Raw genomic sequence first — 14470 nt, 5'->3', positions numbered from 1 at the left:
AAGCTCCTTACTTGGATTCCTTGGATTCTTCGGCAGCCGGACGGATACCCACGAGGAAGTCGGCAGCCATCTGGAAGCGCAACTCGTCGCGGAGCTGGTTGATGCGGCCGGACTGGCGGAAGTGGCCCTTCAGGGTTTCAAAGTCAACATGGTAGGCGTTCGCCATTTCCTTGAGGCGGGCGTCGACAACAGCCTGCGTCGGGCGGATCTTTTCCTTTGCCGCGACGAACTCGAGGATGCGGTGCTTCTTGATTTCGTGGACGGCTTCCGGAGAGAGCTGCTGAATCTGTTCTTCAGTCGGCTCCACGCGGTCCTTCTCGTCTTGCACGTTACGGTTGATGGTCCAACGGATGAGGTCGACGATGCGGCACTGCGGGACTTCGAACGGATTGCTTTCGATGAGCTTGTCGATAGCCTCGTTGATAGCCTTCGTCTTGGCGGCGTCCTTCTTCTGGGCGGCGAGGCCTTCGGCCAGGTTGTTCTTCAGGTCGTCTTCGTCCTTCACGCCGATCTGCTTGCAGAATTCTTCGTCCATCTTGGGCGGAACGATTTCGCGGATGTCGGTGACTTCGACCTTGAACTGGGCAGTCTTGCCACGGTAGCGTTCGTCCTTGTGGTCATCGGGGTACTTGAAGTTGATTTCCTTGGCTTCGCCGGCCTTCGAGCCCACGAGGCCTTCGTCGAATCCCGGAGAAGCGGATTCGCCGAGGAGGCTGCGGAATTCCTTGTTTTCCGGGAGTTCCTGCTTTTCGCCGTCAATGACGACTTCGACATAGTTACCGACAACCACGTCGCCCTTCTTGGCTTCGCGGTCGACATGTTCGTCCTTGCTCCACATCTGGATGAGGCGGTCGTATTCGGCCTTCACTTCTTCTTCGTGGACGGCGACTTCGGGGACCGTGATGCCGAGGTCGGCGTAGCCCTTGATGTCGATTTCCGGGTCGACTTCGACTTCGACCTTGATCTGGATGTCGGCGACCTTGTCGTCCTTGAAGTCCACGCCCTTCATCGGGCCGGCCGGGATGATGTTCGCCTTCTTGAGTTCGTCCTGGATGAGCTTGTTGATGACTTCGTCCACCACCTCATGACGGATGGATTCGCCGAACTGCTTCAAAATCATGTTTTTCGGCACCTGGCCCTGGCGGAAACCCTTGAGAGCGACCTGCTTCTTGTACTGGGAGAGCTTCTTTTCGAAAGGCGCCTTCAGATCGTCCTGAGGGATGGCAATTTCAATGGTGCGCACGGTGGCACTGGTTTCTTTGATTTCAACGGACATATAGACTCCGGTAGACTGTTAAAAAAAGTGAGAAAAACATGCGAGAGGAGGGAGTCGAACCCTCACACCGAAGTGCCAGATCCTAAGTCTGGTGCGTCTGCCAATTCCGCCACTCTCGCGAATCCGCCCCAAAAATAGAAAATACCAAAACATTTGCCAATAAAACATCTATTTTATCGCCGTTGCAAGTATTCAAAAACATAAAGATCGGCGTTTTCATTTCCCTGGTGAACATCCTCATCCAGGGCGTGTCCGTGCTGGTGCAAAACCTCATCGCGAGGAACCTCGGGGCCGTGGACTTCGGGTACTTCGGGGTGCTGCAGACGGATTACACCGTATTCTGCGCCATCGCGGACTTCGGCATGGCGACGCTCATCCTCGCCTACTTTGGCAAGCGGGCCACCGAAGGGAGGCTTTTCACGAGCGTGCTGCAGATGAGGCTTGCGATGACGGCTATTACCGCGGCCGCCATGGTCATATTCGCGTTCACGGTGCGGCGCGACCATCCGGCGTTCGCCGGCGAGCTCGTGCTCGCGCTAGGGCTATTGTTCCAGCACGCCTTCTTCGACTGGTACTTCATCTGCGGGAACTTCTGGAAAAAGCTGCTCATCTCGAAGGTCTTGCACACGATATCGTACACGACCATCATGGGTATCACCCTGTACGTGTTCCGGGTCGATTCCATCCCGGCAATAGCCCTAGCGATGGTCGCCGCCGCGCTGCCCGCATTCGGCTTCGGCGTCCGGCAGGCGTTCACGGCCAAGGTGTTGCGCATCGGGAACCACACCCTGAAGTTCTTCAAGCTCATGCTCAAGTCCGCGAGCCCCTACGCACTCGCGAGCGTCGCAAGCTTCGCGTACCTGCCCGTGGGCCTCTACACCGTGGCGCACTATGCGCCCGACTCCTTCCTCGCCTCGTACAATTTTGCGCACAAACTAATCATACTCGCGTCCGGGCTCATGGTGCATTTCATCTCCTCGAGCCTCATCACGTTGCACCAGACCGACAGCCACAAGCTCTCCATCCGCGACCAGGCCATATTCACGCTGTTCATCGTCGCGGTTTCTTCCCCCTTCTGGCTTTTCCCCGAATGGGCGCTGCGCATCATCTTCTTTGCCGCCCCCTGGACCGACAACCTGCTCAACGCATCGAGCTACTGCCTGCGCATCCTCTCGGCTTCGCTTATACTGCAGGCCATGCGCATGGGCATGATTTCCACGATGCTTAAAGAAAAGCGCACCTGGCTTTACGGTTCGTTTATCAGTATCTGTGGTGTGGCAAACATCGCCGCCTGCATCTATGCGGCACATGCGCTCAACGACGCGAGCATCCCGCTGTTCACGCTAAGCGGAGACCTGCTGCTGACCCTTGTCCTCGCAGTCTATTTCCTGAAGAACAGGCGGTTCAGCCTCTAATGCCTTCAAATCCGGCGCAGAGGGCACACGACGGACCTTGCCCATGCTCGCCGTCGTAATGCAGAAGACGAAAATAGCCCAAGCCCAGTAAATGCCCTGCTTGTACCCCGGCGTGAAGAACCACCAGCCGATGATATAGATGAGCATGGTATAGAGCAACAGCACGCGCGGCGTAAAGCCCCTACGGCACAGGCGCAGGTGCATGAGTGTAAGAGCAAGCCCCACAAAGAACGGGAAGATGAATACGCCCGGAGCGTACAAGTCCTTGTACACCTCCCACAGGTAACTCGCGGTATTCAGGCCGTGAACTTTCTCGATGCGTTCGTTGAACAGCCCGTCCCAACCCAAGCTGTAACGGAAGCTGCCGGGCACCTGGAAAAACTCGAACATGCCGAAGAAAAAGTCGATGCCGTAGGTATGCGGGTGGTATTCCCGGTCCGGCGGAGGGTTGATGGCATAGTCAAAGTTCCAATAGTTGTTCGATACGTACTTGTACGGCAGATCGATCATGGCCTTGAACGCCATCCCCTGTACCGAATTGCCCTGGTACTGGTCGCGTAGCGAACTGATGGCAATAAAGCCCGCTGCAGCGAGCACAAGAAAAACGAGAATCCACAACGCCGAAATACGCTTGCGCAAATAGTTGAACAATATGACAAGGATACCCGCGCTAAAGAAGAGCGTCCCGCGGTTCGGGTAAGCGAGCAAATTGAGCGCAATGGTCAAAAGCACCATGAACCGCGCAAGCCAACGAATGCTTTTCAGCGGATTGAACTTGCTGAACGAAGCGGCTCCGAACAGCAGTACACAAAGCGGCCCGCTACTGAAGAGCACGGAATAGTAGCCGTAGTCCGTCTCCTTCCTCATCCAGTGGGACAAGTTGTCCGTAAGCAAGAGCAGGTTTCCCGCCTTCTGGATAATGCCGAATATGCCGACAAGGAAAAGAACGAACGGAATGAACGAAAGCGCAACGTGCAGTTTCCAGTTGTAGTTTTCGGGCACCGTCGCCTCGACAACGCGCACCGGCTCGCCCAACGACTTGGCCGTAAGCCTCGAGAGATACGCTCCCACACAAAACGCTATCATGGCCCCAATCCAAAACAACCATGTCTTGAACTGGAAATCGGTCATCGTCTTGTTGTACTGGAAATAGGCGATGCCGAGCGTAATGCATTGCGAAAAACAGTAAACCGTGGGGGGATTGAAGAAGTCCTTCTTGAAAAACCATGCCTGCACAATGCAGGCGATGACAACCAGGAAAAGCGCGAAGCTTACCGGATATTCCAAGGGGAACGAAAGCATGGCCTAAGCCTTCTTGGATTTTCTTCTGAAGAATCCCGTGATGGAGGCCCAATCGCTAGCAACCCTTGACCCACGAGCGGATTCGGCCTTCATGAACTCGATGAAATTGCAGAGGAGGGTCACAAGAATCGATGACACCATGACCGTGAAGATAAGGGAGACTCCACGGAGCGGGAAAACCTTCTTGTCGTTTTCCCAAGGCGGTTCGAGGATATGCAGGTTCGTGAGCATCTTGGCTTCTTCCAGGCGCATCTGCTCGCTCTGCTGGCGCAAGAGCTTGTACAAAGTCTCTTGCACCTTGAGCTCGGACTCGCGACGCAAGTATTCCACAGCAAGGGCGGGAGATTTCTTGAGCGAAAGCACGCCCACGTCGCCGCGCTTGCCTTCGAGCGTGCTGTTGAGGGCATTGGTCACGCCGCGGTAGCGCTTGCTCAATTCGTCATAGCGCTTGCTGTCGTCGCCGCGGTTCATCTTCTCGTAAGACATTTCCATGGCGACTTCTTCACGCTTCGCCTGGAGCTCGCCCATGTACTTGATCGTCGCCTCGAGCTGGACTTCCGGATCGTAGAAGTTGTTGTCCACCTGGAACTGCGCGAACGCGACAAGCAGGGAATCCATGATCCTTTCGCAAGAATCGAGCCTGGACTGGAAGTAAATCCTGGACTGGCGCGCCTGCGACGTCTTGAAGGCGTTGAACGCGGAATCCGCCTTGGCAAGGATGAACCGCAACATTTCGGCCGCGAGGTGATAGTCCTCGTCTTCTACAGAAACCGCGAACAAGTCTTCCTTGTTCCTTTCGAAGCCGAAGTTCTTGCGGAACTCCTTGAGCAAGTCGGCATGGAACTTGCCCTTGAACTTGTAATGCTCCTTGAGGTGGTACTTCTCTATCACCTGGTTATGGAGTTGCCAAGAATTGAAGATTGTCCAGACAGCGCCGATATCGTCGTTGTTGTCTATAAGTCCGAGAAGCGAGCCTACACCGGAACCCATACCGAGCATGCTCGAAAAACCGCTCAGCACATTGGGCGAACTAGTCGGAGGAGGAGTGATGACTGCCGTGACCCTGTACGTGGGCTGGATGACCCACATGACAAGCACGAACACGACAATCGTCGGCAAGAGAACAAAGAAGAGGCACAACTTGAAATGCTTCAGGTCGTTGCTTAAAATTCTCAAGAGGACTTCAGTCAATCCAACAGGTTCCTGCTTTTCCATAGGTCTAGTTATCATTATTAAGGCTGGTGTAAATGACGAAGGCTGCCGAGACAACCGAGAGAAGCGATGCGAGGAACAAGGTAAAATCCTTGAACGATTCATAGCGGCTCTTCGGGATCTCGATATAGTCACCCGGGAGAATCGGGTCTTCGGCGACCTTCACGGTAATGGCCTTGGGCTGGTTGCCGCGCCACACGCGGACCTGGTCCCAAGAACCTGTCATCGTATTCATGCCCGCGGCGGCGATATAGTCAAGCGCATGCCAGGAAGGGTTATAGTCGAACTGCCCCATACGCGAGATGGCACCACCCACATACACGAACCTCTGGTTCAAATGGAATTCCACTTCGGCATTCTTCTCGGGGTAGACATTGGCCATGTCGGCTAGCGGCGCCCAGCGCGGATCCTTGCCTGGGTCCTTGATGCAGATGGCCTTGTACCCGTAATTCTGCGTACGCTCCACTCCAGAGAGATTGTAATAATCCTGCAGAGAGCGTCCCTGCTTGTACGGCACTGTCGTGCGGATGTGCGGGAAGATGAGCGTGACGACCTCGCCCACATCGTTGAACGGCACGTAAATCCTGTCGCCCTGTTCCAGCATCACGTCGGCACTGAAATCGCCCTCGACCGAGAGCTTGTGGTAATCCACGTGAATCGTGTCCTTGCCGCGCAGCACCAGGATGTCTTCGGTATTCGCATTGGTCAGAGTGCCACCCACCTGGCGGATAAAGTAACTGAGCCTCGTCTGCGCCTCTACCGTATGCTGGCCAATCTGGTTGACTGCGCCCATGATAGTGACGCGGAAGCGCTTGAGAGAGGATAGCTGGACAAAACAATACTCGCGCTTGTAGCGCTTGCCCACAAGGTCGAGGATAAGCTGGCGGGCCTCGGCCACAGTCTTCCCGCCCACGACCACCGCGCCGCACTCCTCGATAGCCACGGAGCCGTCCGGATAAATCTGGACCGTGAGGTACTTGTTCTCGAGCATGATATCGAGGAAGTCGCCAGGGCCCAACACATACGAAGAATCCACCTGGACTTCGGAATAGGCGGGCTGAAGTACGGTGGCGCTACGCGAAGGGATGGACTGCTCGCCAGAAAGCAAACTCGCACCACCACCGAACAGCGAAGACTGGGCTAACGAAATTCCACAGAAGAACAAGACAATGGCCAAAAAATGCGGCATAGAGTATTCCGTAAAAGCGAAATGGTCTTATAATTATACAAAAATTCGTATCGTCGTAATTCCAATAAAATCAAAGTTTTACCTATTACGGGCGACATGTGACGGCGTGCACGAAAAAAAGACCCGGCTTTTGCAGCCGGGCCCTTTCAAAACCTGCAAAAGGTTATTCAGCAGACTTGCTTTCGCCTTCGACCATGCTCACGGCATCGGACTTGGGCTGTTCGGCAGCCTTCTTGGACTTGGCGACGATTTCGTCTTCGACGAGACCGATCAAGGCCATTTCGGCGGCGTCACCAGCGCGGTTCGGACCGAGCTTGAGCACGCGGGTATACCCACCATTACGGTTGGCATAGCGCGGGCCGATCGTGTTGAACAAATCCTGGAGAACCTTCGGGCTCGTGATGAAGCGGGCAGCTTCACGACGGGCAGAAAGGTCGCCCTTCTTTGCATAGGTAATCAGGCGATCCACGACACCGCGGGCCAACTTGGCCTTGTGGAGGGTGGTACGCACGTAGCGCTTGTTCTGGTCCGCTTCCATGCCCTTCTCGATGATGGAGGTGGCAAGGGCGCGGAGGATGGCACGCTTGTGTTCGGCATTAACGCCAAGTTTCTTGTTTTTTACACCGTGTCTCATTGTTAATCCTTCAAGTATTCATCGACGTCCATGCCAAAGCTGAGGCCCATCGACGTCAACACCTCGTTAAGTTCGACCAAGGACTTCCTACCGAAGTTCTTGTATTTGAGCATATCGTTTTCCTTGTTACGCACAAGTTCACCGATGGTATGGATGTTCGCCATGCGCAGGCAGTTGCTGGAGCGAACAGAGAGTTCGAGCTCGTCGACGCGCATGCGCAGGAGCGTAGCGATACGCTGACATTCTTCGTCCTTCTCGAGCTCTTCCGGAGATTCCAGTTCGCCTTCGAAGTTGATGAAGATTTCCAGGTGGTCCACGAGGAGCTTCGCAGCGTATGCGAGAGCGTCTTCGGGATCGATGGAACCGTCAGTCGTGATCTCGAGTTCCAAGCGGTTAAAATCGGTACGCTGTCCAACACGGGTATCGCTGATGTGCATCGCGACCTTCTGCACCGGGTTGAAGTTGGCGTCCATGGCGATAACGCCGATCGGGGCGTCAGCGGCCTTGAGCTCGTCGGCGGTGACATAGCCACGGCCAGAGGAGATCTTCACCTCGAGCGAGAGCGATGCGTTGCCGTTCAGCGTTGCAATATGGACGTCCGGCGTCAGGATCTTGACGTTGGAGTTTTCCGCGAAGTCCTTGGCGGTGACTTCACCGTCGCCGGACATATCCAGGCGAAGGGTTTCGTCGTGATCAGAAAGGAGCTTGACGCGGATGCTCTTGAGATTCAGGATAATGTCGGTGACATCTTCCTTCACACCCGGAATCGTCGAAAATTCCTTTTGAACGCCTTCGATTTTCACGGAGACAATAGCCGCACCCTGCAGAGAGGAGAGGAGCGTACGGCGGAGAGCGTTGCCGAGGGTGATACCCCAGCCACGTTCCAAGGCTTCTACGACAAACTTGGCGTAGCGGCCATCTTCGCCGGTTTCCACTTTCTGGAAGCTGCGCGGCATCTGAAGTGATTTCCACATCATTGGCGATACCTCTTTGGATATTAGATTCTTCTCTTCTTTTTAGGACGGCAACCATTGTGCGGAACGCCCGTCACGTCACGAATAGACAGAACTTCGAGGCCCGCATTCTTGAGAGCGCGGACAGCCGATTCACGACCACCACCGGCACCCTTGACGCGGACATCCACCTTGTGCATGCCGAGGTCGAGCGCCTTGCGGGCAGCAGTTTCGGCAGCGAGCTGGGCAGCGAACGGTGTGCTCTTGCGAGAGCCCTTGAAACCGGAGTTACCCGGAGAGCCCCAAGCGACCACGTTACCGCGAGCGTCGGTAATGGAAACGATTGTGTTGTTGAAGGTAGCGTTGACGCAGGCAATGCCCTGGATGTCGACACGCTTCTTGCCCTTCTTGACCTTAACTTCTTCAGTAGCGGCAGCGACCGGAGCTTCGGCAGCGGCGGCAGCAGTTTCTTTGATTTCTTCTTCAGCCACGAGGAATCTCCTTACTTCTTCTTGTTAGCCACAGTTTTCTTCGGGCCCTTACGAGTGCGGGCATTGGTGCGGGAGCGCTGACCGCGGACCGGGAGGCCCTTGCGGTGGCGGATGCCGCGATAGCAGCCAATATCCTGCAGACGCTTGATATTCAGGGTAATCTCCGCGCGGAGCTGACCTTCCACGGAGTATTCGTCTTCGAGGAGATGACGAATCTTACCTTGTTCTTCTTCAGTCAGGTCGTCGCACTTCTTGTTCTGGTCAATACCCAACTGGGCGCAGACCTTGCGAGCCGTGAACAGACCGACACCATAGATTGCCGTCAGACCGTATTCCACGGTCTTGTTTTTCGGTAAATCGACACCAGCGATACGTGCCATACGATCTCCTTATCCCTGCTTCTGCTTGTGACGGGGGTTCTTCGAACAGATGATGCGCAATACACCCTTGCGGCGGATGATCTTGCAGTTTTCACATCTGGGTTTGATGGAGGCTTTGATTTTCATAGGTTTGACCTTCTTTTGATACCTATTACTTGTAACGGTAAGTGATTCGCCCGCGATTTAAGTCGTACGGGGAAATCTCAACCAACACTTTGTCGTCGGGCAAAATCCTGATGAAATGCCGACGCATCTTTCCTGATACATGAGCGAGGATCTCGTGACCATTTCCGAGTTGGACACGGAAGAACGCGTTGGGGAGTGCTTCCAACACAACGCCTTCTACTTGTATGCCTTCTTCTTTAGCCACTAAGATGCCATCCTGCCGCGAATGCGGCCACGTTTCAGGAAACCTTCATAATTCTTGGTATGCAACTGGGCTTCGAGTTGACGAAGTGTATCCAGAGCCACACCGACCACGATTAGCACCGAGGTGCCCCCAATATAGAAACTCATATTGAGAGCGTCTTTCAGATACCAGGGTCCGACGCTGATTAAAGCGAGGAAAAGGGATCCCGGCAGAGAAATACGGGTCAGGACATGGTCAATGTATTCTGCCGTCTGCTTACCCGGACGGACTCCCGGAATAAACCCACCGGACTTCTTCAGGTTTTCGGCAATGTCGTTAGGGTTGTACTGGATTGCCGTGTAGAAGTAGGTGAAGAATATGATGAGGAGAGCGTCAGCCACGCTGTAGGCCAGGTGACCAGGGATGAACGCAGTAGCAAAAGCCTGCATAACGGAAACGTTCGGGAACCAAGATGCAATCATTGCTGGAATGAACATGATGCAGCTTGCGAAGATAACGGGAATCACGCCAGCGGTGTTCACCTTGAAGGGCAAATAGCTGGACTGACCACCCATGACCTTGTTACCAAGCGTCCTGCGAGGACTTTGGAGCGGAATGCGACGGTTCGCTGTCTCCACGAAGACGATGAAGCCGATAATCAGCACCACCATGGCCAAGATGAAGATCTCGATGGCGAGCGGCTGAATACCTTCCTTCAGCATTTCCGTTTCGGCAAGGACGGCCCGCGGAAGGCCGCCGACGATACCGGCGAAGATGATAAGAGAAATACCGTTACCCACACCGTGGGAGGTAATCTGTTCGCCGAGGTACATCACGAAGATGGTACCCGCGGTGAACGTGAGAGTAGCGAGCAGACGGAAGCCAATGTTACCGGTACCCGAGGCAAAATCGTCCGCGAGGACGGAAAGGCTCGCCCCGGAGGCGACGGTCACCTTGAGGTTGGAAAGCCATACGGAAATGCCCCAGCCCTGCAAGGCAGACAGTGCCACAGTGAAGTAGCGGGTGTACTGGTTCAGCTTGGCGCGACCTTCCTGGCCTTCCTTCTGCAACATCTGGATACCGGGAATGACCGAGCCCATCAGCTGGATGATAATGCTCGCGCTGATGTACGGCATGATACCCAGGGCAAAGATGGTCGCCTTAGCGAACGCACCACCAGTGAAGGAGTCATATAGTCCGAACAAGTTGTTGGAGTTACGGAAATATTCACCCAGAATGGCGGAGTTTACCCCAGGGATGGTGATGTGCGCGCCAATGCGGTAGATGATGAGGACGGCGAGCGTAAAAAGCAACTTCTTACGCAGGTCCTCAATCTTGAAGGCATTGACGAACGCATCGATGGCTTTCTTGAGAGCTTCCATTAGACGATCTCGACTTTGCCGCCGGCAGCTTCGATGGCAGCTTTTGCCTTCTCGCTGATAGCGTTGACCTTTACGTTGATAGCCTTGTCAATGGCACCAAAAGCGAGGACCTTGACCGGCAGTTCGGGGTTACGGATAAAGCCCTGATCGAACAGAACCTGTGCGTCGAACTCCGTGACGGAGCAAGAAGCGAGCTTCTTCAGGTTCACGATCTGGAATTCGATACCGATGTGCTTGAAGCCGCGCTTCGGGATGCGACGGTGGATAGGCATCTGGCCGCCTTCGAAGGCGACACGACCGGCCTTGGCACTCTTACGAGCGCCGGCACCCTTCTGGCCACGGCCAGCAGTGGTACCAAAGCCAGAACCCGGACCACGACCGATGCGCCTGCGGCTCTTGCCCTTGGCGGCCTTGCCAGGATTGAGAGTATTGAGTTCCATGTATTAGATCTCCTCGACCTTCACCATGTCAGCCACGGCATTGATCATGCCCTGGATGCTGGGGGTCAAAACATGTTCGACAGACTGACCGATCTTGCGGAGTCCGAGAGCAGCCACGTTGGCGCGGTGCATCGGAAGACGGCGGACAGTACCCTTGATCAAAGTAATACGAACTTTTTTCATTGTATTACCCCTTAGGCGTTAAAACCGCGCAGATCAGCGCAGTCCTGTTTGTTCTTCTGGGACATCAGACCTTCCAGGCAAGCGCGGACGACCGTGCTCGGGTTGGAGGATCCGTGAATCTTGGTGAGGATGTTGCGCACACCGGCGAGTTCGAGAACGGCACGGGCAGCAGCACCGGCGATAACGCCAGTACCCGGAGCAGCCGGCATCAGGAGGATGCGGGTAGAACCGGCCTTCACTTCGATGTCGTGCGGGATGGTGCCGTCCAGCAGATGGACTTCGACCAAGTTGCGCTGTGCGGCTTCGGTGCCCTTGCGGATGGCTTCGGAAACTTCCTTGGCCTTGCCGAGACCCACGCCGACCTTGCCGTTCTTGTTGCCAACGACAACGAGAGCGGAGAAGGACATGCGGCGACCGCCCTTGACGGTCTTCGCGCAACGGTTGATGTGTACAACCTTGTCTTCAAATTCAGAAACTTGAGCTTCGCGTTCCAAAGTGTACCTCACTAGAATTTGAGTCCGCCTTCACGAGCTCCCTCAGCGAGAGCCTGAACGCGACCGTGATAGATGTAACCGCCGCGGTCGAAGACCACGGATTCAATGCCCTTGGACTTGGCGACTTCAGCAATCTGGAGACCGAGCTGCTTGGCCTGCTCCGACTTCGTCATCTCGCCGAACTTTGCCTGGAATTCCTTGGCAGTCGTGGAGAGCTGAACGAGGGACTTGCTGTTTTCGTCATCAATAATCTGGGCGACCATGTGAGACAAGGAACGGCGAACGGCCAAACGAGGGCACTCTGCAGTTCCGACAACAGACTTGCGCACACGAGCGTGGCGTGCGATTCTGGACTGGATTCTTTTCTTAGCAATTGCAGTCATAGTTTACCCTTATTTACCTGTCTTCTTACCTTGCTTGCGGCGGACAATTTCGCCAGCGTACTTGATGCCCTTGCCCTTATACGGTTCAGGACGACGGTACTTGCGAATTTCAGCAGCAGCCTGGCCGACCTTCTGCTTGTCGATACCCTTGATGGAAATCTTCAGCGGATCGACAGCCTTGAGTTCAACGCCTTCCGGAGCCTTGAAGATCACCGGATGGGAGAAACCGAGCACGAGGTTCAGGTCCTTGCCCTTCTGTTCGACGCGGTAGCCCACACCGACGATTTCGAGAGTCTTCTCGAAACCCTTGGTGACACCTTCGACCATGTTGGCAACGAGGGCGCGGGTCGTACCGTGGATGGCACGGGAGAACTTTTCATCGTTCGGGCGGGTGAAGGAGAGCTTGTCGCCATCGAGATTGATGGAGATGAGCTCGTGGACGTCCGTCTCGAGCTTGCCGAGGGGGCCTTCCACCTTGATGTTCTGACCATTGACGTTAACTTTGACGCCAGCGGGGATAGTGATTATAGCTTTTCCAATACGAGACATCTTTACCTCACCAGACCTTAGCGATGACTTCGCCGCCAACCTTCTGTTCGCGAGCTTCGCGGTCGGTCATCACACCTTGAGATGTAGAGATAATCGCATAGCCGAGGCCATTGCGGACGCGCGGGAGCTTGGCCACGTCAACGTAGTGACGAAGACCCGGCGTAGAAACGCGCTGGAGGCCCTGGATTGCGGCGGCGCCGTTGGTGTAACGGAGGAGGATCTTCAGGAGACCCTGCTTACCGTCATCGACGACGACGAACTTTTTAATGAAACCTTTTTCCTGCAGCACGCGAGCGATTTCACGCTTCAAGTTGCTGGCAGGAATGTCCACCACGGGGAGCTTTGCCGTAGAGGCATTGCGGATACGGGTGAGCATATCGGCGATAGGATCAGTCATTGCCATGAGTTATACTCTCCTTACCAAGACGACTTTGTGATACCGGGAATTTCGCCGGCGAGTGCCATTTCGCGGAAGCAAATACGGCAGAGGCCAAAGCGGCGCATAAAGGCGTGCGGCCTACCGCAACGCTTGCAACGGTTGTACCCACGAACGGTATACTTCGGAGTACGCTTGCATTTTTCAATCATTCTTCTGCTAGCCATGGTGCTACCTTACTTCCTGAAGGGGAGTCCAAGTTCTTCGAGAAGGGCACGGCCTTCGTCGTCCGTCTTAGCGGAAGTCACGAAGGAGATGTCCATACCGAATGTACGGGAAATCTTGTCGATGTCGATTTCGACGAAGATCGTCTGTTCCTTGATGCCAAGGGTGAAGTTGCCCATACCGTCGAAACCACGACGAGCGAGGCCACGGAAGTCGCGGACACGCGGGAGGTCGATGTTGATGAAACGGTAGAGGAAATCCCACATGTTGTCACCGTGGAGCGTAACCTTGGCGCCGATACCGATGCCTTCGCGCAGGTGGAACTGGGCGATAGCCTTCTTGGCGTTGGTCACGACGGCCTTCTGGCCGGTGATGGCGGTGAGGGTGTCGACAGCTTCGTCGAGAATCTTGCGGTTCTGGGAAGCAGCGCCCACGCCCATGTTGAGGACGATCTTTTCGAGACGCGGGATCATCATCACGTTCTTGTAGGCGAACTTAGCCTGCAAAGCCGGAACGACCTTTTCGAGATAGAATTGCTTCATCTGGTTCATGTTATACCTCACAGAGCCTTTCCGGTTTTGACGCTCACGCGGACGGCCTTCTTGCCGGCTTCACGGAGCTTGCGGGTACGGACCGGGGTGCTGCCTTCGAGGAGCATCACGTTGGAAATGTCGATCGGGAGTTCCTTCTCGATGATTCCACCGGCCTGGTTTGTCTGGCTCGGCTTCTCGTGACGCTTGCGGACGTTCACGCCCGAAACGACCACCTTGCCGGCCTTCACACTGATCACGGTGCCGGTCTTGCCCTTGTTGGCACCGGAAATCACCTTGACGTTATCGTTCTTCTTGATGTTAGCCATTAGAGAACCTCAGGTGCGAGGGAGATGATTTTCATGTATTTCTTGTCGCGGAGCTCACGAGCCACCGGTCCAAAAATACGGGTTCCACGCGGTTCACCGTCCTTAGTGATGAGGACAACCGCATTGTCCGAGAAACGAATGAACGTTCCGTCCGGACGGGAGATTTCTTTACGAGTGCGCACGACGACAGCGTCGGCCACGGAACCCTTCTTCACCTTGCTCTGGGGGATAGCGTCCTTAACGGCTACCTTGATGACATCACCGATGCTAGCATAGCGACGGTTCGTGCCACCCAAAACACGGATGCAGGCGACTTCCTTGGCTCCACTGTTGTCAGCCACGACGAGTCTGGTTTCTTCTTGAATCATAATTCGCCTT

The 14470-nt window shown here is 55.1% G+C and carries 22 protein-coding genes and 1 tRNA gene; 1 reads left to right on the top strand and 22 read right to left on the bottom strand.

Annotation, left to right across the window (positions count from 1 at the left end):
• Positions 1-7 precede the first annotated feature (7 nt).
• A complete protein-coding gene (gene tig, locus Q0Y46_RS05585; RefSeq protein WP_297945694.1) occupies positions 8-1276 on the bottom strand; it encodes a trigger factor in 1269 nt (422 codons plus the stop codon).
• Positions 1277-1315: 39 nt separating this feature from the next.
• A tRNA-Leu gene (locus Q0Y46_RS05580) sits at positions 1316-1395 on the bottom strand.
• A 63-nt stretch (positions 1396-1458) separates the two neighbouring features.
• Between Q0Y46_RS05580 and Q0Y46_RS05575 the strand changes: the two genes are divergently transcribed.
• Positions 1459-2691 carry an oligosaccharide flippase family protein gene (locus Q0Y46_RS05575; RefSeq protein ID WP_295684043.1) on the top strand — a complete coding sequence of 411 codons (1233 nt, stop codon included), beginning with the start codon at positions 1459-1461 and terminating at the stop codon, positions 2689-2691.
• On the opposite strand, the gene Q0Y46_RS05570 is transcribed toward Q0Y46_RS05575, so the two are convergent.
• From Q0Y46_RS05570 to rplN, 20 genes are all read right to left on the bottom strand, one after another.
• Entirely contained in the window at positions 2620-3993 is a 1374-nt protein-coding gene (locus tag Q0Y46_RS05570) for an O-antigen polymerase (RefSeq protein WP_295684045.1), read from the bottom strand. The two genes, Q0Y46_RS05575 and Q0Y46_RS05570, sit on opposite strands and share 72 nt — an antisense overlap.
• A gap of 3 nt (positions 3994-3996) precedes the next feature.
• Positions 3997-5208, bottom strand: coding sequence for a lipopolysaccharide biosynthesis protein (locus tag Q0Y46_RS05565; RefSeq protein WP_297945692.1), 1212 nt, complete (start codon positions 5206-5208; stop codon positions 3997-3999).
• Positions 5209-5212: 4 nt separating this feature from the next.
• Positions 5213-6394 carry a polysaccharide biosynthesis/export family protein gene (locus Q0Y46_RS05560; protein WP_295684050.1) on the bottom strand — a complete coding sequence of 394 codons (1182 nt, stop codon included), beginning with the start codon at positions 6392-6394 and terminating at the stop codon, positions 5213-5215.
• Between the two features lie 163 nt (positions 6395-6557).
• The gene (rplQ, locus tag Q0Y46_RS05555) at positions 6558-7028 is read right to left on the bottom strand and encodes a 50S ribosomal protein L17 (protein WP_290958127.1); all 471 of its coding nucleotides are present in this window, start codon (positions 7026-7028) and stop codon (positions 6558-6560) included.
• Between the two features lie 2 nt (positions 7029-7030).
• Positions 7031-8005, bottom strand: a complete 975-nt coding sequence (locus tag Q0Y46_RS05550) for a DNA-directed RNA polymerase subunit alpha (RefSeq protein WP_290958126.1) — start codon at positions 8003-8005, stop codon at positions 7031-7033.
• 20 nt (positions 8006-8025) lie between these two features.
• A complete protein-coding gene (rpsK, locus tag Q0Y46_RS05545) occupies positions 8026-8472 on the bottom strand; it encodes a 30S ribosomal protein S11 (RefSeq protein ID WP_366522482.1) in 447 nt (148 codons plus the stop codon).
• 11 nt (positions 8473-8483) lie between these two features.
• Complete coding sequence (gene rpsM, locus Q0Y46_RS05540; RefSeq protein WP_297945689.1) at positions 8484-8852, bottom strand: 30S ribosomal protein S13; 369 nt, start codon at positions 8850-8852, stop codon at positions 8484-8486.
• Positions 8853-8861: 9 nt separating this feature from the next.
• Positions 8862-8978: a 50S ribosomal protein L36 gene (gene rpmJ, locus Q0Y46_RS05535; protein ID WP_014546097.1), complete on the bottom strand. Its 117-nt coding sequence runs from the start codon at positions 8976-8978 to the stop codon at positions 8862-8864.
• 25 nt (positions 8979-9003) lie between these two features.
• On the bottom strand, positions 9004-9222 hold the full coding sequence (infA, locus tag Q0Y46_RS05530; protein WP_014546098.1) for a translation initiation factor IF-1: 219 nt from the start codon (positions 9220-9222) through the stop codon (positions 9004-9006).
• On the bottom strand, positions 9222-10583 hold the full coding sequence (gene secY / locus Q0Y46_RS05525; RefSeq protein ID WP_295682610.1) for a preprotein translocase subunit SecY: 1362 nt from the start codon (positions 10581-10583) through the stop codon (positions 9222-9224). The genes infA and secY overlap by 1 nt, the downstream gene beginning before the upstream one ends.
• On the bottom strand, positions 10583-11023 hold the full coding sequence (rplO, locus tag Q0Y46_RS05520) for a 50S ribosomal protein L15 (RefSeq protein WP_295682607.1): 441 nt from the start codon (positions 11021-11023) through the stop codon (positions 10583-10585). Before rplO ends, secY begins: the two co-directional genes overlap by 1 nt.
• A gap of 3 nt (positions 11024-11026) precedes the next feature.
• Complete coding sequence (gene rpmD / locus Q0Y46_RS05515) at positions 11027-11206, bottom strand: 50S ribosomal protein L30 (RefSeq protein WP_072799953.1); 180 nt, start codon at positions 11204-11206, stop codon at positions 11027-11029.
• Positions 11207-11217: 11 nt separating this feature from the next.
• Complete coding sequence (rpsE, locus tag Q0Y46_RS05510; RefSeq protein ID WP_290958112.1) at positions 11218-11700, bottom strand: 30S ribosomal protein S5; 483 nt, start codon at positions 11698-11700, stop codon at positions 11218-11220.
• A gap of 11 nt (positions 11701-11711) precedes the next feature.
• The gene (gene rplR, locus Q0Y46_RS05505; protein ID WP_295682602.1) at positions 11712-12083 is read right to left on the bottom strand and encodes a 50S ribosomal protein L18; all 372 of its coding nucleotides are present in this window, start codon (positions 12081-12083) and stop codon (positions 11712-11714) included.
• 9 nt (positions 12084-12092) lie between these two features.
• Entirely contained in the window at positions 12093-12632 is a 540-nt protein-coding gene (gene rplF, locus Q0Y46_RS05500) for a 50S ribosomal protein L6 (RefSeq protein ID WP_295682600.1), read from the bottom strand.
• A gap of 7 nt (positions 12633-12639) precedes the next feature.
• Complete coding sequence (gene rpsH, locus Q0Y46_RS05495) at positions 12640-13035, bottom strand: 30S ribosomal protein S8 (protein WP_295682597.1); 396 nt, start codon at positions 13033-13035, stop codon at positions 12640-12642.
• Positions 13036-13049: 14 nt separating this feature from the next.
• Complete coding sequence (locus Q0Y46_RS05490; RefSeq protein WP_014546106.1) at positions 13050-13235, bottom strand: type Z 30S ribosomal protein S14; 186 nt, start codon at positions 13233-13235, stop codon at positions 13050-13052.
• A gap of 9 nt (positions 13236-13244) precedes the next feature.
• Positions 13245-13784, bottom strand: coding sequence for a 50S ribosomal protein L5 (gene rplE, locus Q0Y46_RS05485; RefSeq protein WP_295682593.1), 540 nt, complete (start codon positions 13782-13784; stop codon positions 13245-13247).
• An 8-nt stretch (positions 13785-13792) separates the two neighbouring features.
• Positions 13793-14092, bottom strand: coding sequence for a 50S ribosomal protein L24 (gene rplX, locus Q0Y46_RS05480; RefSeq protein WP_295682591.1), 300 nt, complete (start codon positions 14090-14092; stop codon positions 13793-13795).
• Positions 14092-14460, bottom strand: coding sequence for a 50S ribosomal protein L14 (gene rplN, locus Q0Y46_RS05475; RefSeq protein WP_295682589.1), 369 nt, complete (start codon positions 14458-14460; stop codon positions 14092-14094). Before rplN ends, rplX begins: the two co-directional genes overlap by 1 nt.
• Between the last annotated feature and the right edge of the window lie 10 nt (positions 14461-14470).

It is taken from the genome of uncultured Fibrobacter sp. (assembly GCF_947305105.1).
GTDB lineage: Bacteria > Fibrobacterota > Fibrobacteria > Fibrobacterales > Fibrobacteraceae > Fibrobacter.
The sequence above is the reverse complement of the archived record's forward strand: the minus strand, read 5'-3'. Positions and strand labels throughout refer to the sequence as shown.